This window comes from Sphingomonas sp. BL-S-25 (genome assembly GCF_055521555.1).
In genome coordinates this window covers 441,783-464,843 of sequence record NZ_CM145486.1, presented here as the reverse complement: position 1 = coordinate 464,843, position 23,061 = coordinate 441,783, and the positions used below count along the sequence as shown (strand labels likewise).

The following is a 23,061-nucleotide window of genomic DNA, read 5'->3' as shown; positions in this document are numbered from 1 at the left end:
TTTTATGTCAACGAGATTGTCGACAATTTTCGGGAGTTGAGACGAATGGACCGTCTTGAGGCCGGCCAGGACTATGATCCGCTGGCGCATGAGGAGTTCGACACGCCGCACCAGGTGTTCGCGGATCTGCGCCGCACCTGCCCCGTCGCGCGCAGCGACGCGTTCGGCGGCTTCTGGATCGCGACGCGCCACGCCGACATCAAGCGCATCCTCGACGATCCCGCCGAGTTCACCACCACGGTGCGCAACGTCGTGCCCGGCGCCTCGGCGACCGGACGGCGTCCGCCGCTCCATCTCGATCCGCCCGACCACACACCCTATCGCCGCGCAATCGATCGCGCGCTCGGCGCGCGGCGGCTCGCCGCGATCGAACCGGTGATCGAGGCGCATACCGCCCGGTTGCTGGACGACTTCATCGCCGCCGGCGGGGGCGATTTCGTCGAGGGGTTCGGCAGTCCCTTGCCCGCACTGATCTTTTCCGACTGGTTCCGGCTGAGCGAGGCGCAGACGACCCTGTTGTGGCGGACCGCCCAGGCATTCGTGAAGGCATGGGAAGCCTTCGATGTCGAAACCGTCTCGCGCACCAGCGAGACGCTCTACGACCTCGCCCGCGACCTGATCGCGGAGCGCAGCGCTGCCCCGCTCGATCCCGAGATGGATCCGGTCAGCAGCCTGCTCGCCGCGGTCGATGCCGATGGCGCGCCGCTGCCGCACGAGATGCTGGTCGGCTGCGTCCGCCAGATCCTGGTCGTCGGCCTGGTCGCGCCGCCGGTGTTCCTGGGAAGCGTCGCGGTGCATTTGTCGCGCCATCCCGACCTCGCCGCGCAATTACGCGCCACGCCGGAGCGGATCGAGGATGCGGTCGAGGAATTCCTGCGCCTCTACACCCCCTATCGCGGCTTTGCCCGAACCAGCCGCAACGGGGTGGAGCTGGGCGGACGCCGGATCGAGCCGGGCGAGCCGATCGCGCTCGCCTATGCCTCGGCCAATCGCGACGAGGCGGTGTTCGACGCGCCCGACAGGTTCGATCTCGATCGCGCCAATGTCCGCGACCACCTGGCGTTCGGCCGCGGCCCGCATCGCTGCGCCGGCATGGCAATGGCGCGGATGGAGTTCCGAATCGCGCTGCGCCAGCTGCTCGCCCGCACGCGCTCGATCGCGCTGGCGGGCGAGGTGAGGATGAGCGGGATGCCCGAGGTCGGGCCGGTCTATGTGCCGCTAAAGGTCGAGGCTGCCTGAGGCCCGGCCGGCGCGGCGTCAGGGCGCCGCGCCGGCAGCCTCAGAAGCTGAACCGCGCGGTCGCGTAGATTTCGCGCGGTGCGCCCGGGATCGCGACATACTCCCCGGTCGGAGCCAGCGTGCCCTTGTAATAGGCATAGTTGGTCTTGGTCAGGTTGGTGCCCTCAACCGACAGCTGCACGCCCGGCGCGAAGCTCGGATCCCAGGAAATTCTTGCGCCCAGCAGCGTATAGGCATCCTGGTACGAGGTGACATCCGCCGGGGTCAGGAATTGCGACCCCTTGTGCGACACGTCGCCGCGCAGCGTGACCTGACCGGCTCCAGTCTCGAACGCATAGGATGCACCGGCGTTGATCGACCAGTCGGGGATCTGCGGCACGCGGCTGCCCAGCACGAAGCCGCTGCCGAGCGCGGCGGCGGTCAGCGTGTCGAACCGCGCATCGACATAGCCGACGCCCAGGTTGAGATTCAGCCCGCGCGTCGGACGCGCCGCGACCTCGAGCTCGAACCCCTTGATGTCCGATCCCCCCGCATTGCGCGTGGTGCGGATATTGGCGTTGGTCAGCGGATCGACCGACTGCACCGTCAGCTGGATGTTGCGATATTCGGACAGGAAACCCGCGACGTTGAACGTCAGACGATTGTTGAACCAGGCCGTCTTCGCGCCGACCTCATAGCTGGTCAGGCGTTCGGGATCGTAGCGCGGGGTGGGCGTCGATGCGACCGTCGATGCGCCGAAGCCGCCCGATTTGAACCCCTTCGACCAGCTGGCATAGAAGAGCAGGTCGCGATTGGGCTTGTACTCCAGCGCGACGCGCGGGGTGAAGCTGTCCCATTCGGCAACCGCACTCGACAGCGGGACCACGACTGCGCCGTTCTGCGGCCGGATGACCGAGGTCGCATATTCCTTGCGGTCGCGATTGTAGCGCGCGCCGACGGTGACGCCGAGCCCATCGACGATCGTCAGCGTTTCCTGGGTGAACAGCGCGAAACTGGTCGCCTTCATGTGGAAGGTCGTGAAGGTATTGCCGACATCCGCCGCGGTCGGCGTGCCGCCGGCGGCGCGTATCGCCTCGTAAATGCCCTCGAACGACCGCGTCAGGACGGTGGAATCGCCTTCCTCCTGAAACGCATAGGCGCCCAGCAGGAAGTTCAGTCGATCACCCAGAGCGGTGCCGCCCAGCTGGAATTCCTGGCTCAGCTGGTTCTGCGTCATCGTCGTGCGCGACTGCTGCAGCGGGTAGGGGGTCTGGTCGCCATCGACCTCGATCAGCGCGTCGATCGCGCGCCAGGCGCTGATCGACTTGAAGGTGACGGTGTCGCTCACATCGACGCTCAGCACTGCCGACACGCCGCCGATATCGGCGTCGTCCTGCTGCGGCTGGAGCGAGTAGATGCTGTACGGGCTCTCGGATTCCCACCGCGCGTCATAGATCGATCCCGCCGGCAGGCCGAGCGTGGGGTTGAGATAGGGCGCGGCGAACTGGTTGTAGCGGGCGATCTTGGCAACCGTCGGGCCGCTCGGCACGAAGTCGATCAGATAGCCCGAGGGCGGGTTCTGCCGCTGGCGGGTATAGTCGCCGGCGATCTTCAGCGTGACGCCGGCGCCGAGCTGCGCCTTGATCGCGCCGCGCAGGATGAAACGGTTCTCGCTGGCATAATTCACATCGTCGAGGATGCGATGGCCGAAACCCTCGTTGCTCAGATAGGAGGCGGACAGCTTCACCCCAAGCTTGTCCTCGGCCAGCGGCAGGTTGATCAGCGCGGACAGATCGGCGCGGCCATAGCTGCCGGCACGCGCCTTAATCAGGCCGGTGGCGGGGCCGGACAGGGCAGGCTCGGTGGTGATGACGTTGATCGCGCCGCCGATGGTGTTGCGGCCGTACAGCGTCCCCTGCGGCCCCTTCAGCACCTCGACCCGCTCGATATCCTCCAGGCTCAGCAGTCCGCCGAGCGAGCGGGCAATGTAGACGTCGTCAACATAGAGGCCGATGCCGGGATCGGTCGGAAACTGGAAGTCGCCGGTCCCGACGCCGCGGATATAGCCGGCAAAGGCCGATCCGCCGCCCGCCGGGCGATTGGTCGGATGCAGTTCGAGATTCGGCGCGAAATTGCTGATGTCGGCGAGGTTGTCGATGCCGCGTGCGGTCAGCGCCTCGGTCGACAGCGCGGTGACCGACAGCGGCGCGTCCTGCAGCCGTTCGGCGCGGCGCTGGGCCGTCACGACGATCTCGCCGACGCCCTCCTCCTCGGGTGCCGCCGCCGGGGCTGCTGCGTCTTGTGCGAAGCTGGCGGGCGCAAAGGTCAGGCCTGCGAGGGCGACGCCGGCGACAAGCGCGGCCCGAGCGAGAGTGCGACGATATGGCATGAGAGATCCTCCCCAAGCTGACGCGGAGGTTCGCCTCCGTCGCCAGATTGGTTATGGATCAATACAAATTTTGTCAACAATCTTGTCGGCAAAGCGCCTCAGTCGGGCAAAACGTCTCCCAGCGCCATGATCGCGCCCAGCGCTTCGGCGATATGCTGGCGCATCAATGCCTCCGCCTCGACGCCGTCGCCGCGCAGGATCGCGTCGGTAATCTGGCGGTGATCGGCATTGGCATCGTCGATGCGGTGCGGCTGGTAGAAAGCCGAGAAGAGCAGCCGGTACAGCGGCAGGCGCAGCCGCTCGACGAAGCTGCGGATATATTCGTTCTCGGCGCCGTCGAGGATCAGCGAGTGCCACGCATCATTGGCGCGCACGAAGGCGGGATGGTCGCCGGTATGCTCGACCGCATTCAACTGTTCCTGCAACTCGGCGAGCTGCTGCTTGCGCTCGGGATCGTCGGCGACGGCAAAGTCATGCGCGGCAATGCCCTCCAGCGCCATGCGCGCGCGATAGATCTGGCGGATCTCGTCGCGCGTGAAGCGGCGGACCGAGGCGCCGCGAAACTCCTCGATGACGACCAGGCCTTCACTCTCCAGCCGTTGCAGCGCCTCGCGCACCCGGCTGCGGGTGGCGCGCGTCTCGCGGATGATGTCCGCCTCGATCAGCCGCTGGCCCTGGACCACGCGGCCGGTCCGGATGCGGTCACGCAGCCAGGCGGCCACCTCCGAAGCGGCGAGGATGGGTTCGAGCTCGTCGGGCTTGGCGTCGATCATGCGAATGGTTCGCCAAACCCGCCGCCTCGTGTCAACGGGCGAAATCCGCTTGCGGCGCCGTCCTCCACCCGCGCATCGCGAACAGGGCGACGGCGCCTACGATCGAACCCAGGCCCATGATCACCGCAACCGTCTGCAGCCCGTAACCTGCGGCGAACAGGAAGCCCGCCAGCGCCGGGGCAAGCGCCGATCCGCCGCGCCCGACCCCGATGACGAAGCCGGTGGCGGTCGCCCTGACCTGGGTCGGGAAGGACTGGGCGATCAGCGCATAAAGCCCGACCACGCCGGCATTGGTGGCGAAGCCCGCCAGCGCCGCGACGATCGACAGCGACGACAGGTCGCCCTGGTCGCGACCGAAGACGATGACGAGCGCGGTCGAGAGCAGCATCGCGCCGATGGTGAGCGGCAGAACGCGGATCTTTCCGGTCAGCAGGCCCAGGATCAGCGATCCGGTTGCGCCACCGATGCTCGCCCAGACCAGCACGCCGGCGGCCTCGGGCGGTGGGAAGCCCATGTCGACCACGATCTTCGGGATCCATTTGAGGATGAAGTAGAAGGTCATGATGTGCGCCAGATAGGCGAGCGTGAGCAGCAGCGTCGCGCGCAGCAGCTGCGGCGAGAACAGCTCGACGACCGGCACCTTGCGCGCCGGGCCGTCGGCGGGGGGCAGGGCGTCGATCGGCGGATGGCCCATCCGGCCAAGCGTCCGGTTGATCCGCTCGAGCGCGTCGGGCGGCCGCTTGTGCATCAGGAAGGCGATTGATTCCGGTGCGCGCCACAGGACGAGCGGCACGAACAGCAGCGAGCAGATCGCGCCGAACACGAACACCGCGCGCCAGTCGAAATGGCTGAGCAAAACCGCCGAGATGGACCCGCCGACGATGGTGCCGACCGGATAGCCGGCCGCCATCAGCACGACCGCCAACGCGCGCCTCTGGGCGTTCGCCGCTTCGGCCACCGCGGCATTGGTCGCCGCCAGCATGCCGCCGATGCCGAGCCCGGTCAGCACGCGCCAGGCGGACAGGGTATGGACGTCATGAGCCGTCGCCGCGCCCAGCATACCGATCGACATCAGCACCAGGCAGCCGAGGATCGTCGCCCGGCGCCCGACCCGGTCGGCCACGCCGCCCAGGAACAGCGATCCGATCGCCATGCCGATCAGCTCCATCGACAGCACGAGGCCCAGCGCGGCGCGATCGATGCCCCATTCGGTGGCGATGCCGGGGGAGGCGAAGCTGATCGACAGCACGTCGAAGCCGTCGAGTGCATTCAGGCCGACCATCGTCGCGACGATTCCCCACTGGAATCGCGACATCGGTTCGCGGTCGATCACCGCACGCGGATCGCTAGCCATTTCCTCTCCCCGCCTCCATCCAGATGGAATGCTATAATCTAGAACAAATCAGCGATAGATGCGCGCGAGCAATTCCTCAAGCACCGCCAGCTCGGATGCGTCGAACCGCGCCTTCAACCACTGCTCATGCGCCTCGATGGCCGCTTTGGCCTCGTCCAGCAGCCTAGTCCCCTCCGGGGTCAGCTGAAAGGCGATCTTGCGCCGGTCGGACTCGGATGCGCGGCGCGCCACCAGCCCGCGTTTTTCCAGCGCGTGGACCAGCGCCATGGTCGTCGCGCGGTCCATGTCGAGCGCCGCGGCCAGGTCGGTCTGCGCCAGACCGGGATGGTCCCCGGTCAGCCACAGCACCGACACCTGTTTCTGCGTCAGGCCCAGCTGCGCGAAATGGTCGCCGAAATGGCGCTGGACCGCGCCATGGGCGCGCCGCAGCCTGAGGCCGAGAACATGGTCCAGCGCGCCGCGGTCGATCCGGGCCACGTTACGCGCCTCCCGCGATCAGGCGCGAGATGATCTGGCGCGCGCGCACGCTGCCCTGGTCGATCGAATAGCCGCGCAGCTTCAGGTCGGGATTGGCAGTGATCGATCGCTGCTGCGCCTCGAGCACCTCGACATCCTCGTCGAACACCTGGCCTTGCTGCACCTTGAACCGGGCGGTGAACCCGGCATCCTCGACGTCGAAATTGCGCGCCATGCCCCAGAAATAATGGGTGGTCGTTTCGGTCTCCGGGGTCATCGCATCGACCACGAAGCCGCGGACGCCCGAATCATGACTCTCGATCGTGTCGCCCGCCTCGACCGGCGACACGCCGACGTCGATCAGGACCGAGGAGGGCGGCAGGAAGTGACAGACCTGCCAGCGGTCGACCGGCCCGGCCGAGCGCAGCGCGTCACGCCAGAAGGGCGGCGGCTCGATCCCCGGCATCCAGCGGCGGACATAGACCTGTTCGCCGTCCACGACCGTCTCGATCGGGGCTTCGGTGATCTCATGCTGGCCGATCGATCCCTGGTGCACCCAGGTTTCGTGGCTGAGGTCCATCAGATTGTCGATGACCAGTCGATAGTCGCAGTTGATGTGGTTGTATCCGCCGTCGAACGTCCAACCCGGCGCGCTGCACGGCCAGAAATCGGGAATCAGCGCGGGATCGGCCTTGGCTGCGTCGCCGATCCAGATCCAGATGAAGCGGTGCTTCTCGGCAACCGGATAGAGGCTGGCGCAGATGCCCTTTGGCACACGCTCCGACTTGATCGGCATTTCGGCGGCGGCGCCGTCCGGACCGATCAGCAGCCCGTGATAGCGGCAGCGGATCGAATCGCCTTCCTTGAACCCCATCGAGAGCGGCAGCAGCCGATGCGGACAGGCGTCGCGCATCGCGACGACGGCGCGGTCCAGCTTGCGGTACAGCATCACCGGTTCGCCGCAGATGGTGCGGGCGATCGGAGTGCGGTCGACCTCATAGTCCCAAGCCGCGACATACCAGCGGTTGGTCATCCAGGTCATTGCCCTTCTCCTCTCACAGCCTTATTCGATTAGCGTCGAATTTGTATGTACCACTTACAATTGTCACCGGGAGAGTCCAGATGTCCAAGCCGCCCTTTCGTGCCGATCATGTCGGTAGCTTCCTGCGTCCCAAGGCGCTGATCGACGCACGCGAGGCCTATCGCGCGGGGACGATCGACCCGCAGGCGCTGCGTGCGGCGGAGGACGAGGCGATTCGCGGCGTCGTGCAGCTGCAGGAAGGGCTGGGGCTTCACGGGATCACCGACGGCGAGTTCCGCCGCACCTATTTCCACACCGACTTCCTGCTCCAGCTGGACGGCGTCGAGGAAGCCGGCGGCAGCGAGGTGAAGTTCCACCAGCATGGCGGCAAGGAGCTGGCCTATGCACCGCCGGTGATGAAGATCGCGGGCAAGATCTCGCACGCGCGCGACATCCAGCGCGCGGATTATGAATTCCTTGCCAGCTGCACCTCGCGCACGCCCAAGGTGACGATCCCTTCGCCGACGATGCTGCACTTCCGCGGTGGCCGCGATGCGATCGACACCGCCGCCTATCCCGATCTCGACGATTTCTACAGCGATCTGGCCGCCGCCTACCGTGCCGAGATCGCCAGCCTGGCGGATGCGGGCTGCCGCTATCTCCAGCTCGACGACACGAACCTCGCCTATCTGTGCGACGACACGCAGCGCGAGAATGCCCGCAAGCGCGGCATGGACCCGGACGAGCTGCCGCGCCTCTATGCCCGGATCATCAACGAGTCGATCCGCGACAAGCCCGACGACATGGTCGTGTGCGTCCATCTGTGCCGTGGCAACTTCCGCTCGTCCTGGGCTGCCGAGGGCGGCTATGAACCGGTCGCCGAGGTGCTGTTCAACGAACTGAACATCGACGGCTATTTCCTCGAATATGACGATCCGCGCTCGGGCGACTTCGCGCCGCTGCGCCATCTTCCCAAGGGCAAGACCGTCGTGCTCGGCCTGGTCACGACCAAGTTGGGCGAGCTGGAATCGGCCGACGACGTGAAGCGCCGGATCGACGAGGCGGCGCAATATGCCCCGCTCGACCAGCTGGCGCTGTCGCCCCAGTGCGGCTTCTCGTCGACCGTCCACGGCAACGACATCGAGGTCGAGCAGCAGTCGGCGAAGATGCGTCTGGTGATCGACGTCGCCGAACAGGTCTGGGGCACCTCGGCCTGATCTAGGTCGTGCGTGGCGCGCCGTCGGCAAGGCGGCGCGCCACCAGCGCACCGACCACCAGCACCCCGATCAGAGCCAGGTCGAGATCGGGCGAGGGCGAAAAGCGCACCGCCGCCGTCGAGATCAGCGCCGCGCCGCCCATCTGGATCGTGCCGAACAGGCTGGTCGCGGCACTCGCCCGTTCGCGCTGGCGCTCGATCGCCTGCGCCAGCAATGCCGGCCCGGTCAGCCCGCTGCCGAACGCCATCAGGATCATCGCGCCCATCAGGCCGGGGACGCTGGTGCCGAACAACGGGAGCGCGATCACCGCCGCCGCGCCGGTGGCCAGCGCGGCGGTGCCGATCGGGGTCAGCCAGCCCGGCCGGCGACGCAGCACGATCGGCACCGTCAGCGTGCCCGCAATGATCGCGCTGGCAATCACCGAATAGAACAGACCCGACAGGGCAGGGCTGGCGCCCGCAGCGTTGAGCACGAATGGCGAGACGGCGAGGAACAGATAGAAGCCGCCGCTGATCAGCGCGTTGGACAGGACCAGGGGCAGATAGCCGCGATGGCGCAGCACCTGCCAATAGGTCGCGGCCAGCCGGTGCGGATGCAGCGGCGCGCGGTCGCCGGGACGGGTTTCCGCCAGCATTCGCTGCGCCAGGACCAGCCCGACTACGGTCAGTCCGGCCAGCACCCAGAACAGCGCTCGCCAGCCGGCAAGCCCGGTCAAGGTGCCGCCCACCACCGGCGCGACGGCGGGGGAGATCAACGTCACGCTGGTCAGGATCGCCAGCGGCGCGGCTGCCTTGCCGACCGGCGTGGTGTCTGTCGCCATTGCCCGGGCAGTGACCAGCGACGAGGACGCGCCGATCGCCTGGAGCGTGCGGCCAGCCAGCATCGCAGCGAGCGTCCCCGAAACCGCGCAGCACAGCGTGCCGATCAGGAACAGGCCGAGCCCGCCCAGCAGCACCGGCCTGCGGCCATGATGATCGGCGATCGGCGCCCAGATCAGCTGGCCCAGCGCCAGTGCGACCAGATAGACGGAGATGACCAGCTGCCCACCCGCCGGCGATGCGCCGATCGCGGGCGACAGGATCGGCAGCGCCGGAACGATGATCTGGATCGCCAGCGACCCGAGCGCGGCGATCCCGCCGAGCAGGATCAGGCGGCGGGTGTCGCGCTCCAGCTCAGGCTTCCTCGGGCCAGTAGAGCCGCATCGGATTGTCGACCAGCAACTTGCGCCGCAGCGTCTCGGTAGGGGCGATGCCGGGGATCACGTCGACCAGCCCGCCGTCATCGGGCAGCGTCTTTTCCATGTTCGGGTGAGGCCAATCGGTGCCCCACAGCACCCGGTCAGGATAGGCCTCGACCAAGGGGCGGACCGAGCGGACGAAATCGGCATAGGGCGGCCCTGCCGGATCGAGCCGGTCGGGGCAGGTGACCTTGGTCCAGATATCCTCGCGGCTGTCGAGCAGCGCGCGAAACGCGGTCATGTCGGCGCCGTCCGGACCCTGGGCGACATCGGGCCGGCCCATATGGTCGATGACGATCGAGGTCGGGATGGCGGCCAGGAACGGCTTCATCTCGTCCAATATGTCGGCCTCGAAATAGACGACGACATGCCAGCCGAGCCGCTGGATCCGGTGCGCCACCTCCAGGAACTTGTCCTTGGGCGCATCATCGACCAGCCGCTTGAGGAAGTTGAACCGCACCCCGCGGATGCCGCCCTCGTGCAGCGCATCCAGCTCGGCATCGCCGATCGCCGGATCGACCACCGCCACGCCGCGCGCCTTGCCGTCCGATCGGGCAATCGCGTTCAGTGTCGCGCGATTGTCGGTGCCGTGACAGCTTGCCTGGACGATCACGTTGCGCGCGAAGCCCAGCCGGTCGCGCAGCGCGAACAGTGCTTCGGGCCCCGCATCTTGCGGCAGATACTTTGCCTTGGGGCTGAACGGGAACTCGGCCATCGGCCCGAACACATGGCAATGCGCATCGACCGCGCCCGGGGGCGGGGTGAAACCGGGGCGCGAGGGCGTCAGCGTCCAGCTGCGGATGCGGCCGTCTGCATCGGTGCTCATGCGAAAACCTCTCCGTCCATCAGCTTGCGCGCGGTGCGCAGCATGCCCGCCTCGACCGGCTGGCCCTGTTCATCCAGCGTCACCACGCATTCGGTGACTCCGCTGGGGTGCTCGACCCCCAGCGTCAGCTGCGATCCCTCGGGCACCTGCGCCACCGCGGCGGCGGGCGATCCGGGGATCAGGCAGGCGGTTGCAACGCTGACCGCGCCCAGCACGCCGATCGACGCGTGGACGCGGTGCGGGATCAGCGACCGGACGGCGATCGCGCCACCGTCCTTGGGCGCTGCGACCAGCATCATCTTGGGCACCGATTTCTCGGTCACGTCGCCCAGATTCATCATCGGGCCGGCCTTCAGCCGGATCGCCTCGACCCTGGCCTTCATCGCATCGTCGGCATCCAGCGTCTCGCGATCCTCATAGCCGGTGATGCCCATGTCCGACGCGCGGATCACGACACAGGGCATGCCATTGTCGATCAGCGTGCAGTCGACCTCCTCGATCCGGTCGACCCCATTGCCGGTCGGCAGCAGCGCGCCGCAACTCGACCCCGCCGTGTCGCGAAAGGCGAGGGGGATGGGCGCTGCGGTGCCGGGCACGCCGCTGATCGCCGACTCTCCATCATACCGCACCACCCCGCCCGGCGTCTGCACGGTCGCCACCGCAACCTGGCCGGTATTCTCCATGAAGATCGCGACGCGCGTCTCGCCATCGCCGGCCTGGACCAGCCCGCGCTCGATCGCGAAGGGGCCGACCCCGGCGAGGATGTTGCCGCAATTCTGGGCGTCGGTGACGATCGCCTGGTCGACGAAGACCTGGAGGAACAGATAATCGACATCGACGCCATCGCGGGTCGATGCGCTGACGACCGCGACCTTGCTGGTCAGCGGATCGGCGCCGCCCATGCCGTCGATCTGGCGCGGATCGGGCGATCCCATCACCCGCAGCAGGAACGCGTCGCGCTCGGCGGTATCGGCGGGCAGATCGTCCTTGAGGAAATAGCCGCCCTTGGACGATCCGCCGCGCATCCACATGCACCGCGCCGAGGTCGCTGCGCTCTCAGACATAGCGCAGGCCCATCTCGGCCAGCCGCGGACGCATGTCGTAAATGTCGAGACCCAGTTCGCCCGCCGCCAGCCGCTTGCGCTTCGCTTCCTCGGCCGCCTCGCGCGCCTGCGCCTTTTCCAGCACTGCGGCGGCATCGGCGCGCTTCACCACGCACACGCCGTCGTCATCGGCGACGATCACATCGCCCGCCTCGATCGCCGCGCCGGCGCAGACGATCGGCACATTGACCGATCCCAGCGTGTTCTTGACAGTGCCCTGCGCGAATACCGCGCGCGACCACACGGGAAAGCTCATCTCGGTCAGGTCGCGCACGTCGCGCACGCCCGCGTCGATCACCAGCCCGCGGCAGCCGCGCGCCATCGCGCTGGTCGCCAGCAGGTCGCCGAAATAACCGTCGACACAGGGGGAGGTGGGGGCGAGCACCAGGATGTCGCCCTGTTGCAACTGCTCGATCGCGACATGCACCATCCAGTTGTCGCCCGGCGGGGCGGAGATCGTCACTGCGCTGCCCGCGATGCGTGCGCCGGCGTAGATCGGGCGCATATGGTGCGCGAGCAGGCCGATCCGGCCCTGCGCCTCATGCACCGTCGCCACGCCGGCATGCGCCAGCCCGTCGATCACCGATGCTTCGGCGCGATCGATATTCTGAACCACGACAGCCATGTCTTCTTTCTCCAGATCGTCCTGCCACGTCACGCGCGCGGCGCGCGCACGCCAATCGAACTTGCGTAGCCGCGATAAGTTTTTGTTATAGACGCGCATGCTCCGGCCTTTCGACCTCAATCTGCGCCACCTGCGCGCGCTCGGCGATGTGGCGACGCATCGCAGCCTCAATCGCGCGGCCGAAGTTGCCGGCCTGTCGCAACCCGCGCTGACCCAGGGATTGGCCAAGCTCGAGCGCCAGCTGGGCATGGCGCTGTTCGATCGCCATCCCGACGGCGTGACCGCGACCGAGGCGGGGCTGGCGCTGGCCGACCGCGTCGAGCGCGCCTTCGCCATGCTCGCCGAGGCGACGCGCAAGGCGGCCAAGGGCGGGGTGCGCGGCTTTGCCCGACCCGAGCGGCTGATGACCGCGACCCAGCTCGACGCATTCCTCCACTTCGCCGATGCGCAGGGCTTTTCGGGCGCCGCCGCCGCCAGCGGCGTGTCGCAGCCGGCGATCCACCGGGCGGTGCGCGACCTCGAGCAACTCTGCGCCACGCCACTCGCCGAGCGCCGCGGGCGCGGCATGGTCCTGACCCCCGCGGGACGCGCCATCGCCCGCGGCGTGCGGCTCGCCGCCCGCGAGATCGCCGCCGGGATCGCCGAGGCACGGGGCGAGGGCGCAGAGGGCGGGCGTATAGCGATCGGGGCGATGCCACTCAGTCGCGCGATGCTCCTTCCGCGCGCCCTGTCGTTATTCCTGCGCGACAGCCCGTCCGCGATCGTCCATGTGATCGAAGGGTCCTGGCGCGAACTGGTCGATCCGCTGCTCGACGGCGTGGTCGACATCATGGTCGGCGCGTTGCGCGAGGCGCCGCCGCCGGGGGTCGATCAGGTGCCGCTGTTCACCGATCGCCTCGCCATTTTCGGGCGGCGCGGCCATCCGCTCGACGGCAGCGCGGCCGATCTCGACATATTGGCGCGCCAGCCTTGGGTCGTCGGGCCGGTCGGCACGCCGCTGCGGCACCATTGGGAGGCGCTGTTCGCCGGGCGGACGCTGCCGCCGGTGCCGATCGAGTGCGGGTCGGTGATGGTGATCCGCGGCCTCCTCGCCCAGAGCGACTTGCTCACTCTGTTGTCACCCGATCAGGTGGCGATGGAAGTCACTGCCGGCATGCTGGCTCAGATCGGACCGGAACTGCCGGGCGCTATCCGCACCATCGGCATCAGCACCCGTAGCGGCTGGCGGCCCACTGCGCCCCAGCAACGACTGATCGACCTGCTCCATCAAGCGACACGAGATACAAGACTTCAGGAAATTGGATAGCGTCGAGGCCAAATCGATTGGCCCCGGATCGGTCAGCAGGTCTAGCCTCGCCCCCATGAGCGAGAGGATCACCTTCATCGGCTATGGCGAAGCGGGACAGGCCTTTGCCCGCCCCGGCGACCGCGCCTTCGACCGGAAGACGCTCGACCCGGTCTCGCGCGACGCCAAGCTCGCCGATTATGCGGCAGGCAGGGTAAGCGGTTACGACACCGCGGCCGAGGCGCTGGCGGGGGCGACCGCGATCCTGTCGCTCGTCACCGCCGACCAGGCGCTGCCCGCGGCGCGGGATTACGCCGCCGCCCTGGCACCCGGCGCGCTCTGGCTCGACATGAACAGCGTAGCCCCTGGCACAAAAGGTGCCGCTGCCGAAGCGATCGAGGCGGCGGGCGGTCGCTATGTCGATGTCGCGGTCATGTCGCCGGTCCTCCCCGCGCGCCACGCCGTGCCGCTGCTGGTCGCCGGTCCGCATGCCGAGGCAGGCGCGGCGGCGCTGACGGCGATCGGCTTCACCAATGTCAGCATCGCCGGTGCCGAGATCGGCGCCGCATCCGCGATCAAGATGATCCGCTCGGTCATGGCCAAGGGGATCGAGGCGCTCAGCGCCGAATGCATCCTCGCCGCCAATCGGGCGGGCGTGGCCGATGCGGTGCTCGCCTCGCTCGACGCCAGCTGGAAGCCACAGGGCTGGGAAGCGCGCATCGACTATAATCTCGACCGGATGCTGGCCCACGGCCTGCGACGCGCCGCCGAGATGGAAGAGGTGGTCAAGACGCTGGAGCAACTCGGCGTCGAGCCCGGAATGACCCGTTATACGGTCGTACAACAACGAAGGATCGGCAGCCTTGGCCTGACCCCGCCCGAGGGCCTCGCCGCCAAGCTGGATGCGATCGAGCGTGGAGCAGGAGAGCACGCAGCGTGACCATGATCATCGATTGCCACGGCCATTATACGGTCCTGCCCAAGGCGCATGACGCCTGGCGCGAGGAACAGAAGGCCGCGTTCAAGGCCGGCGTGCCCGCGCCGCGCTATCCCGAGATCAGCGACGACGAGATCCGCGAGACGATCGAGGCCAACCAGCTTCGCCTGATCCGCGAGCGCGGCGCCGATCTGACGATCTTCTCGCCGCGCGCCTCGGCAATGGCGCCGCATGTCGGCGACGATGCGATGGCGAAGGAATGGGCCTATCGCTGCAACAATCTGATCGCGCGCGTCGTCGGCCTGTTCCCGGAGACGTTCGTCGGGGTCTGTATGTTGCCCCAGTCGCCCAAGGCCGACATGACCAACTCGGTCGCCGAGCTTGAGCGCTGCGTGACCGAGCTCGGCTTTATCGGCTGCAACCTCAACCCCGACCCCGGCGGGGGCCATTTCGCCCATCCGCCGCTGACCGACCGCTATTGGTACCCCTTTTACGAGAAGATGGTCGAGTTGGACGTCCCGGCGATGATCCATGTCTCGGGCAGCTGCAATCCGGCGATGCACGCGACCGGCGGCTATTACATCGCCGCCGACACGATCGCCTTCATGCAGTTGCTGGAGGGCGATCTGTTCGCTGATTTCCCGACGTTGCGCTTCATCATCCCGCATGGCGGCGGTGCGGTGCCCTATCACTGGGGCCGCTATCGCGGGCTGGCCGACATGCTGAAGAAGCCGTCGCTCGACACGCATCTGATGAACAACATCTTCTTCGACACCTGCGTCTATCACCAGCCGGGCATCGACCTGCTGGCCGATGTGATCGAGACCAAGAACATCCTGTTCGGGTCGGAGATGGTCGGCGCGGTGCGCGGGATCGACCCGACCACCGGCCAGTATTTCGACGACACCAAACGCTATGTCGACGCGCTCAATATCGCCGATGCCGACCGCCACGCCATTTTCGAGGGCAATGCCCGCCGGGTCTTTCCGCGCCTCGATGCCAAGTTGAAGGAGCGCGGACGATGAGCAGCCCGCCCGATATCCACAGCTATCTCTCCGAGTTCGAGGATATTCCCGGCACCCGCGTGTTCACCGCATCGCGCGCGCGCCAGGGCTATCATCTCAACCAGTTCGCGATGAGCCTGATGAAGCCGGAGAACCGTGCTGCATGGAAGGCCGACGAGCGCGCCTATCTCGACGGCTGGCCGCTCACCGACGACCAGAAACAGGCGGTGCTCGACCGCGACTATAACCGGCTGCTCGACCTGGGCGGCAATATCTACTTCCTGGCCAAGGTGTTCTCGACCGACGGGCAGAGCTTCGTCCAGGCGGTCAGCACCATGACCGGCATGTCGGTCGAGGAGTATCAGGCGATGATGAATTCGGGCGGCCGATCGGCCGACGGGCATCGCTCGCTGCGCGACAATGCCCGCGCGATCACTGAAAGGGAGCAAGGCTGATGGCACGCATCACTGCAGGCGTGGCGTCCAGCCATGTGCCGCTGCTCGGCGTGGCTCACGACCAGGGCAAGGACCGCGACGCCTATTTCGGGCCGATCTTCGCCGGTTACGACTGGACCCGCGAATGGGAGAAGTCGGAAAAGCCCGACGTCGTGATCCTGGTCTATAACGACCATGCCTCGGCGTTCGACATGAAGATCATCCCGACCTTCGCGATCGGCTGCGGCGAGCGCTATGCGCCGGCGGACGAGGGATGGGGACCGCGCAAGGTGCCCGACGTCATCGGCCATCCCGACCTCGCCTGGCACATCGCCCAGTCGTTGATCCTCGACGAATTCGACATGACCATCATCAACGAGATGGACGTCGACCACGGCCTGACCGTGCCGCTGTCGATGATGTTCGGCGACGTCGATGCCTGGCCGGTCAAGGTGATCCCGCTGGCGGTCAACGTCGTCACCTATCCGCCGCCCTCGGGCAATCGCTGCTGGGCGCTGGGCGAGGCGATCCGCCGCGCGGTCGAAAGCTATGGCGAGGATCTGAACGTCCAGGTCTGGGGCACCGGCGGCATGAGCCACCAGCTTCAGGGGCCGCGCGCCGGGCTGATCAACCGCGAGTGGGACAATCGCTTCCTCGACGGGCTGATCGGCGAGAGCGATCATCTGCGCCGCATCCCGCACATCGAATATCTGCGCGAGACCGGATCCGAGGGGATCGAGATGGTCATGTGGTTGATCATGCGCGGCGCGCTCGGCACGCGAACGCGGGCGCTGCATCGCCATTACCACGTGCCATGCAGCAACACCGCGATCGGCCACCTCGTGCTGCGACCCGACAATGGCGAGGATCTCGACATGACCGGCAGCGATGTCGCGACCGGCATCGCCGCCGAATGATCTCATGCCCGGCCGCACCGGGCGACAGACTGGAGTACACCCATGAAAATCGCACTCGCGGGGGCAGGCGCCTTCGGTGAAAAGCATCTCGACGGCCTGAAGAATATCGACGGGGTCGAGGTGATCTCGGTCGTCGGCCGCCGGCTCGAGCCGACGCAGCAGGTCGCCGACAAATATGGCATACCGCACGCCACCACCGAATTGGCCGAGGCGCTGGAGCAGCCCGGGCTCGACGCGGTCATCCTGTGCACCCCGACCCAGATGCACGCCGCCCAGGCGATCCAGTGCATGGACGCCGGCAAGCATGTCCAGGTCGAGATCCCGCTGTGCGACAGCCTGGCGGACGGCGAGGCGGTGCTGAAGAAGCAGCAGGAAACCGGGCTGACCGCAATGGTTGGCCACACCCGCCGCTTCAACCCGTCGCACCAATATCTGCACGACCGGATCGCGGCCGGCGACCTGTCGATCCAGCAGATGGACGTCCAGACCTATTTCTTCCGCCGCAAGAACATGAACGCCAAGGGCGAGGCGCGGTCCTGGACCGACCATCTTCTGTGGCACCACGCCGCGCACACGGTCGACCTGTTCGCCTATCAGGCCGGCCCGATCGTCGCCGCCAATGCGCTTCAGGGGCCGATCCATCCCGAACTCGGCATCGCGATGGACATGTCGATCCAGCTCAAGGCCGAAAGCGGCGCGATCTGCACGCTCAGCCTGTCGTTCAACAATGACGGGCCGCTGGGGACTTTCTTCCGCTATATCTGCGACAACGGCACCTGGATCGCGCGTTACGACGATCTGGTCACCGGCCGTGAGGAGCCGGTCGACGTATCGCAGGTCGCGGTGTCGATGAACGGCATCGAGCTGCAGGACCGCGAATTCATCGCCGCGATCCGCGAGGGGCGCGAGCCCAATGCCAGCGTCGCGCAGGTCATGCCCTGCTACCGCGTGCTCGACTCGCTCGAAAAGCAGCTCGAGGCCGCCCGGTGAAGACTAGGGTCGCGATCGTCGGGGCGGGGCCGTCCGGGCTGCTGCTCGGCCACCTGCTGACCCAGGCGGGCATCGCCTGCGTCGTGGTCGAGCGCCAGTCGCGCGACTATGTGCTCGGGCGGATCCGCGCGGGCGTGCTCGAGACGGTCACGACCGACCTGATGCGCAAGCTGGGCATCGACGCCCGGATGAATGCGGAGGGGCTGATCGAGGAGGGGTTCAACCTCGCCACCGACGACCGGCTGATCCGCATCGACATCACCGCGCTGACTGGCCGGCACGTCATGGTCTATGGCCAGACCGAGCTGACCCGCGACCTGATGGACGCGGCCCCGGATCGCGGGCTGGAGGTCCTGTTCGAGGCGAAGGACGTCGCGCTCCACGACCTGGAGAGCGACGCGCCTTCGCTGACCTGCACCGTGGGCGGCGAGCCGCGGCGGATCGAGGCCGACTTCATCGCCGGATGCGACGGCTTTCACGGCCCCTCGCGCAAGGCGATCCCGGCATCTGCGGTGCGCGAATATGAGCGCGAATATCCGTTCGGCTGGCTCGGCATCCTGGCCGACGTGCCGCCCTGTCATGACGAGCTGATCTACGCCAATGGTGCGCGGGGTTTCGCGCTGGCGTCGATGCGCTCCGCGACGCGCAGCCGCTATTATATCCAGGTCCCGCTGACCGACCGGGTCGAGGACTGGAGCGAGGACCGGCTGTGGGACGAGCTGGAGGCGCGGTTCAACCCGCTCAGCCAGCATGGCGTGACTCGCGGCCCCGCGCTGGAAATGTCGATCGCGCCGCTACGCTCCTATGTGTTCGAGACGATGCGCCACGGCCGGCTGTTCCTGGCGGGCGATTCGGCACATATCGTGCCACCGACCGGCGCCAAAGGGCTGAACCTGGCCGCGTCCGATGTCGCCTATCTCGCCGACGCACTGATCGCGCATTTCAGGGACGGCGAGGACACCGCACTGGACGGCTACCAGGCACGCGCGCTCGCCCGCATCTGGAAGGCCGAGCGTTTCAGCTGGTATCTGACCAAGCTAATGCACCGCTTTCCCGAGGATGGGGACTTCGAACACCGGATGCAGGCCGCTGAACTCGACTATGTCGCGGGCTCGAAATCGATGCAGACCGCGATTGCGGAGAATTATGTCGGGCTGCCGCTGTAGCCGCCGGTCGCCGCGCCGGATCGTGGCACAGAGTGATCCATTACCCCATTGTCGTGCTGTTTTTCGCCGATAGTTGCCATCCCGATCACTTGTGCGTTCTTCTGGAAGCGGACACGCTCGCTGGCTTCCGGAGACGTTTTCTATGGCGGACGGCTCGATCTCGATCGACGAATTGAATCGTCGCCTGGCTGAGGCCGAAGACCGCGCCTCGAGGGCGGAGCGGGCGCTGGCCGCCAGCGAAGCCAAGTTGCGGCAGGCGCTCGAGGCCGGCGGCATGGAATATTGGGAATGGCGCCCCGATACCGATCGCGTGACCAGGGTCAATACGCTGGCGCTGTTCGGCGACCAGCCCGGCGCCCCGAAAACCCATTCGAGCCGGGATGGGTTCGTCCTCATTCATCCCGAGGATCGGGAGCGGCATCAAGCGATGGTACGCCGCGCCGCTCGATCGGGCGAGGGCTGGCACGCTGAGCTTCGGGTCGTCCGGCAGGACAGTGGCGAGATCGAATGGATCGAGGAACGCGCCTCGCCGACCACCGATCCGGTCACCGGTGAACGCAGCGTCATCGGTTTTATCTGGAACATCACCGAGCGCAAGCGCGCCGAGGCGTCCCTTCGCGAGAACGACGCGCGACATCGGCTGCTGATCGAAAGCTGGGCCCAAGCCGTGTGGGAGACGGACGGTGAGGGCGTCGTTGTCGCCGACAGTCCGAGCTGGCGCGCCTATACCGGCCAGACCCTGGACGAGTGGCTCGGCTATGGCTGGCTCGACGCCATCCATCCCGACGACCGCGCCTATGCCGAACGGCAATGGCGCGAAGCCGTCGCGGCGCGCGATCTCGTCAACGCCGAATTCCGACTTCGTGCCCCAGATGGCGGGTGGCGCTGGACCAATGTCCGCGCCGCGCCTGTGATCGATCACGCGGGAAATATCGAGAAATGGGCCGGGATCAACATCGACATCGATGCGCGCAAGCGGGCCGGGGAGGGGCTTCGCCAGAGTGAGGAGCAGAAGGCCTTCCTGCTCGACCTCAGCGACACGCTGAGTACGATGAGCGACAGTGCCGGGATGGAGCGCACCGCCGTGCGAATGCTCGGCGAGAAGCTTGGTGCGAGTCATGTTTTCTACGCCACCATGGATCCCGACGGGGATGCGTGGAGTATTCAGCAGGACTTTACCGATGGCGTCCCGAGCCTGGCGGGGCGTTATCCGCTCTCCGACTTCCAGCGAAAGCGGCTCCCCGGCTGGCAGGCCGGCCGGATGTCCAGCGTCGCCGACAGCGAAGCCGACGTGTCACTCGATGCCGAGGATCGGGCTGCCTATGCCGCGATCGGCGCGCGCGCGGCCATCGGCGTGCCCTTGGTCAAGGGCGGGCGTTTCAGTGCGCTTCTGGCCGTCAATCAGAACGAACCTCGCGCTTGGACTGATACCGAGCTGGAACTCGTCAAGGAGGTCGCCGATCGCACTTGGGCGGCGATCGAGCGTGCCCGAGCCGAGGCGGCGCTGCGCGAGCGTGAGGCCGATCTCGCGCGGGTTCAACGGATCGGCGAGGTCGGCGGGCTCGACATTGATGTTGCAGAGGGACTGCGCAGCGTTCGCTCGCCCGAATATCTCCGCCTTCACGGACTCCCCCTGGACGGCCGGGAAGAGAGCCACGCAGATTGGCTGGCGCGAGTCCATCCCGACGATCGCGACCATGCGGAGCATGCCCTGTTCGATGCGCTGGAGAGCGACGCGCGCAGCTATGACGCGGAATATCGTATCGTTCGACCGTCGGACGGCGAAGTGCGCTGGGTCCACGCCCGCGCCGATATCGAACGCGATGCGAGCGGCCGGGCGGTGCGGCTGGTGGGCGCGCATACGGATGTGACCGAACAGAAACAATCGACCGAGGCGCTGCGCCAGAGTGAAGCGCGGCTGCGCGGCGTGCTCGACGGCATGGCTGAAGCATTCGGAGTGATCGGACCCGACTTCACGATCCTGGAGCATAATCAAGAGGCCCTGCGAATGGACGGTCGGCCGCGTGACGAGATCGTCGGGCGTTCGCATTGGGAGGCCTTTCCGGGGACCGAGCATTCGGAGGTCGGACGGGTGCTGAAAAAGGCGATGGCAGACCGTCAGCCAATGATCCTGGAGCATCGATATGCCTGGGCGAGCGATCGGGCGCTGTGGCTGGAGATGCGCGTCTATCCGACCGCCGACGGCGCCTTGGCCGTCTTCTGGCGCGATATCACCGAACGCAAGGCAGCCGCCGATGCGTTGCGCGAGAGCGAGGAACGCTATCGCGCGCTGTTCGAGTCGATGGACGAAGCCTATGCCGTCGTCGATGTCCTGAAGGACGACAGCGGCGCCTGGACGGATTTCCGCTTCGTCGAGGTCAACCCGGCTTTTGTCGAGCATACCGGCATGCGCTGGCCGGTCGGCAAGACTGCCACCGAATTGCTGGGGAGACCCAATCCGCGCTGGACCCAGCTCTACGGGAGGGCGCTCGACACCGGCGAGGCGATCCGGGTGGAGGAAGCCGAGCCCAGGCTGAATCGGGTTTTCGATCTCAACATCTTCGCGCTTGACCGGAGCCTTAGCCGTGTCGCGGTGCTGTTCACCAACATCAGCGAGCGCAAGCGTGGCGAGGCCGCATTGCGGGAGAGCGAGGCGCGCTTTCAGCAGTTCGCCTCCGCCTCGGCCGCGGGCCTGTGGATCCGGGATGCCCGGACATTGGAGATGGAGTTTGTCAGCCCGGCGGCCGCGACGATCTACGGCGTCGATGCCAATGCCCTTCTGGGCGACGTGAAGCGCTGGGCGGCGATGATCGTGCCCGAGGACCGCGATGCGGCACTGGGGCATCTGGACCGGGCGTGCCAGGGCCAGGCAACGGTGCATGAGTTCCGCATCCAGCGGCGGTCCGATGGATCGTTCCGCTGGCTCAGAAACACCGACTTTCCCCTGGGGGGCGATGGCGGCGTGCCCCGGATCGGCGGGATCGTCGAGGATATTACCGAGGCGAAGCTGACCGCCGAGCATCAGGGCGTGCTGCTCGCCGAGCTCCAGCACCGGGTGCGCAATATCATGGCGATACTGCGGTCGATCGCGGCCCGGACGGCGATAAGCGCGACAAGCGTCGAGGACTATGCCGAACTGGTTGTCGGGCGGCTCAACACCTTTGCGCGCGTCCAGGCGCTGCTGACCCGCGCCGCCAATGCCGGCGTGGGCATCGCCACGATCGTCGGCGAGGAATTAAGTGCGCTGGCTGCGCATTCGGGCCAGTTCGACATTGGTGGCCCGGACGTCGAACTGTCGCCCAAGGCGGCCGAGACGATGACCCTCGCCGTCCATGAGCTTGCCACCAATGCGCTTAAATATGGCGCGCTTGCCGCTGCGGACGGTATGGTCCGGGTCCGCTGGCAGATTGTCGACCAACAGGACAGGCAGTGGTTGAGCTTCGACTGGAACGAGAGCGGCGCGCCGCCCGATCCTGCATCCGGTGAGCCCCGTCGAGTCGGTTTCGGCAGCGAGCTGATCGAGGGCAGGATACCCTATGAGCTGGGCGGGCGCGGGACGGTGCGGATCGAGGAGGGCGGTGCGCAATGCCACCTCGAATTTCCGTTGAAGGGCGGGGCCAGCATTCTCGACACCGGCGCGCCGCAACGCGCCACCGTGTTCGGAGGAACGATCGACATGACCGGACAAGCCGACCTGCCCGGACAACGCATCCTCGTTGTCGAAGACGATTATTATCTGGCATCGGACATGGCGCGTGTGTTGGGCGGCGCGGGTGCCGAGGTGCTGGGCCCGTGCGCAACCGAGGATGCGGCGCGGGCGGAGATCGGAAATGTCACGCCGACCGCGGCCATCCTGGACATCAACCTTGGCGGCGGCCGCTCCTTCGATCTCGCCGGCGATCTGAAGCGGGACGGCGTGCCGTTCATCTTCATCACCGGTTACGACCAGGAGGTGATCCCGGAGCGGTTCGAAGGCGTCGCCCGCCTGCAGAAGCCGGTGGAGTTTCGTCACGTCGTCGCTGCGCTTGCCGAGAGTCTGGGAATCCTGCCCTGATTGCTGCCTGTGCGCCCTGACGGCACGAGAAGGGCGCCGCCGGGATCTCGACCCC

The 23,061-nt window shown here is 67.0% G+C and carries 19 protein-coding genes; 10 read left to right on the top strand and 9 right to left on the bottom strand.

What is annotated here, in order from left to right:
- Nucleotides 1-45 precede the first annotated feature (45 nt).
- On the top strand, nucleotides 46-1,239 hold the full coding sequence (locus ACZ1H8_RS02300) for a cytochrome P450 (protein ID WP_465179803.1): 1,194 nt from the start codon (nucleotides 46-48) through the stop codon (nucleotides 1,237-1,239).
- 40 nt (nucleotides 1,240-1,279) lie between these two features.
- On the opposite strand, the gene ACZ1H8_RS02295 is transcribed toward ACZ1H8_RS02300, so the two are convergent.
- From ACZ1H8_RS02295 to ACZ1H8_RS02275, 5 genes are all read right to left on the bottom strand, one after another.
- Nucleotides 1,280-3,607: a TonB-dependent receptor gene (locus tag ACZ1H8_RS02295; RefSeq protein WP_465179802.1), complete on the bottom strand. Its 2,328-nt coding sequence runs from the start codon at nucleotides 3,605-3,607 to the stop codon at nucleotides 1,280-1,282.
- A 98-nt stretch (nucleotides 3,608-3,705) separates the two neighbouring features.
- Nucleotides 3,706-4,380 (bottom strand): GntR family transcriptional regulator, encoded by a 675-nt coding sequence (locus ACZ1H8_RS02290; RefSeq protein WP_465179801.1) that lies wholly within the window; start codon nucleotides 4,378-4,380, stop codon nucleotides 3,706-3,708.
- A gap of 31 nt (nucleotides 4,381-4,411) precedes the next feature.
- Nucleotides 4,412-5,734: an MFS transporter gene (locus ACZ1H8_RS02285; protein WP_465179800.1), complete on the bottom strand. Its 1,323-nt coding sequence runs from the start codon at nucleotides 5,732-5,734 to the stop codon at nucleotides 4,412-4,414.
- 48 nt (nucleotides 5,735-5,782) lie between these two features.
- Nucleotides 5,783-6,211 carry a MarR family winged helix-turn-helix transcriptional regulator gene (locus tag ACZ1H8_RS02280; RefSeq protein ID WP_465179799.1) on the bottom strand — a complete coding sequence of 143 codons (429 nt, stop codon included), beginning with the start codon at nucleotides 6,209-6,211 and terminating at the stop codon, nucleotides 5,783-5,785.
- A gap of 1 nt (nucleotide 6,212) precedes the next feature.
- Entirely contained in the window at nucleotides 6,213-7,232 is a 1,020-nt protein-coding gene (locus tag ACZ1H8_RS02275) for a Rieske 2Fe-2S domain-containing protein (RefSeq protein WP_465179798.1), read from the bottom strand.
- An 80-nt stretch (nucleotides 7,233-7,312) separates the two neighbouring features.
- Here ACZ1H8_RS02275 and ACZ1H8_RS02270 point away from each other — a divergent pair, with 80 nt between their 5' ends.
- Complete coding sequence (locus tag ACZ1H8_RS02270; protein ID WP_465179797.1) at nucleotides 7,313-8,428, top strand: 5-methyltetrahydropteroyltriglutamate--homocysteine S-methyltransferase; 1,116 nt, start codon at nucleotides 7,313-7,315, stop codon at nucleotides 8,426-8,428.
- Between the two features lies 1 nt (nucleotide 8,429).
- On the opposite strand, the gene ACZ1H8_RS02265 is transcribed toward ACZ1H8_RS02270, so the two are convergent.
- The 4 genes from ACZ1H8_RS02265 to ACZ1H8_RS02250 form a co-directional block, all read right to left on the bottom strand.
- The gene (locus ACZ1H8_RS02265) at nucleotides 8,430-9,506 is read right to left on the bottom strand and encodes an MFS transporter (protein ID WP_465181321.1); all 1,077 of its coding nucleotides are present in this window, start codon (nucleotides 9,504-9,506) and stop codon (nucleotides 8,430-8,432) included.
- 94 nt (nucleotides 9,507-9,600) lie between these two features.
- A complete protein-coding gene (locus ACZ1H8_RS02260; protein WP_465179796.1) occupies nucleotides 9,601-10,491 on the bottom strand; it encodes an amidohydrolase family protein in 891 nt (296 codons plus the stop codon).
- Nucleotides 10,488-11,555 (bottom strand): 4-oxalomesaconate tautomerase, encoded by a 1,068-nt coding sequence (locus tag ACZ1H8_RS02255; RefSeq protein WP_465179795.1) that lies wholly within the window; start codon nucleotides 11,553-11,555, stop codon nucleotides 10,488-10,490. Before ACZ1H8_RS02255 ends, ACZ1H8_RS02260 begins: the two co-directional genes overlap by 4 nt.
- Nucleotides 11,548-12,219 carry a 4-carboxy-4-hydroxy-2-oxoadipate aldolase/oxaloacetate decarboxylase gene (locus ACZ1H8_RS02250; RefSeq protein ID WP_465179794.1) on the bottom strand — a complete coding sequence of 224 codons (672 nt, stop codon included), beginning with the start codon at nucleotides 12,217-12,219 and terminating at the stop codon, nucleotides 11,548-11,550. The genes ACZ1H8_RS02255 and ACZ1H8_RS02250 overlap by 8 nt, the downstream gene beginning before the upstream one ends.
- A gap of 97 nt (nucleotides 12,220-12,316) precedes the next feature.
- On the opposite strand from ACZ1H8_RS02250, the gene ACZ1H8_RS02245 reads away from it, so the two are divergent.
- The 8 genes from ACZ1H8_RS02245 to ACZ1H8_RS02210 all read left to right on the top strand — a co-directional run bounded on the left by ACZ1H8_RS02245 (nucleotide 12,317) and on the right by ACZ1H8_RS02210 (nucleotide 23,006).
- Nucleotides 12,317-13,525: a LysR family transcriptional regulator gene (locus ACZ1H8_RS02245; protein WP_465179793.1), complete on the top strand. Its 1,209-nt coding sequence runs from the start codon at nucleotides 12,317-12,319 to the stop codon at nucleotides 13,523-13,525.
- A 55-nt stretch (nucleotides 13,526-13,580) separates the two neighbouring features.
- Nucleotides 13,581-14,444 (top strand): DUF1932 domain-containing protein, encoded by an 864-nt coding sequence (locus ACZ1H8_RS02240; RefSeq protein WP_465179792.1) that lies wholly within the window; start codon nucleotides 13,581-13,583, stop codon nucleotides 14,442-14,444.
- On the top strand, nucleotides 14,441-15,466 hold the full coding sequence (locus ACZ1H8_RS02235) for an amidohydrolase family protein (RefSeq protein WP_465179791.1): 1,026 nt from the start codon (nucleotides 14,441-14,443) through the stop codon (nucleotides 15,464-15,466). Before ACZ1H8_RS02240 ends, ACZ1H8_RS02235 begins: the two co-directional genes overlap by 4 nt.
- Complete coding sequence (ligA, locus tag ACZ1H8_RS02230) at nucleotides 15,463-15,900, top strand: protocatechuate 4,5-dioxygenase subunit alpha (protein WP_465179790.1); 438 nt, start codon at nucleotides 15,463-15,465, stop codon at nucleotides 15,898-15,900. The genes ACZ1H8_RS02235 and ligA overlap by 4 nt, the downstream gene beginning before the upstream one ends.
- Nucleotides 15,900-16,796: a class III extradiol dioxygenase subunit beta gene (locus ACZ1H8_RS02225; RefSeq protein ID WP_465179789.1), complete on the top strand. Its 897-nt coding sequence runs from the start codon at nucleotides 15,900-15,902 to the stop codon at nucleotides 16,794-16,796. The genes ligA and ACZ1H8_RS02225 overlap by 1 nt, the downstream gene beginning before the upstream one ends.
- Nucleotides 16,797-16,838: 42 nt before the next feature.
- A complete protein-coding gene (locus tag ACZ1H8_RS02220) occupies nucleotides 16,839-17,786 on the top strand; it encodes a Gfo/Idh/MocA family oxidoreductase (protein WP_465179788.1) in 948 nt (315 codons plus the stop codon).
- Nucleotides 17,783-18,952, top strand: coding sequence for a 4-hydroxybenzoate 3-monooxygenase (gene pobA, locus ACZ1H8_RS02215; RefSeq protein ID WP_465179787.1), 1,170 nt, complete (start codon nucleotides 17,783-17,785; stop codon nucleotides 18,950-18,952). Before ACZ1H8_RS02220 ends, pobA begins: the two co-directional genes overlap by 4 nt.
- A gap of 142 nt (nucleotides 18,953-19,094) precedes the next feature.
- A complete protein-coding gene (locus ACZ1H8_RS02210) occupies nucleotides 19,095-23,006 on the top strand; it encodes a PAS domain S-box protein (RefSeq protein WP_465179786.1) in 3,912 nt (1,303 codons plus the stop codon).
- Nucleotides 23,007-23,061: the final 55 nt, after the last annotated feature.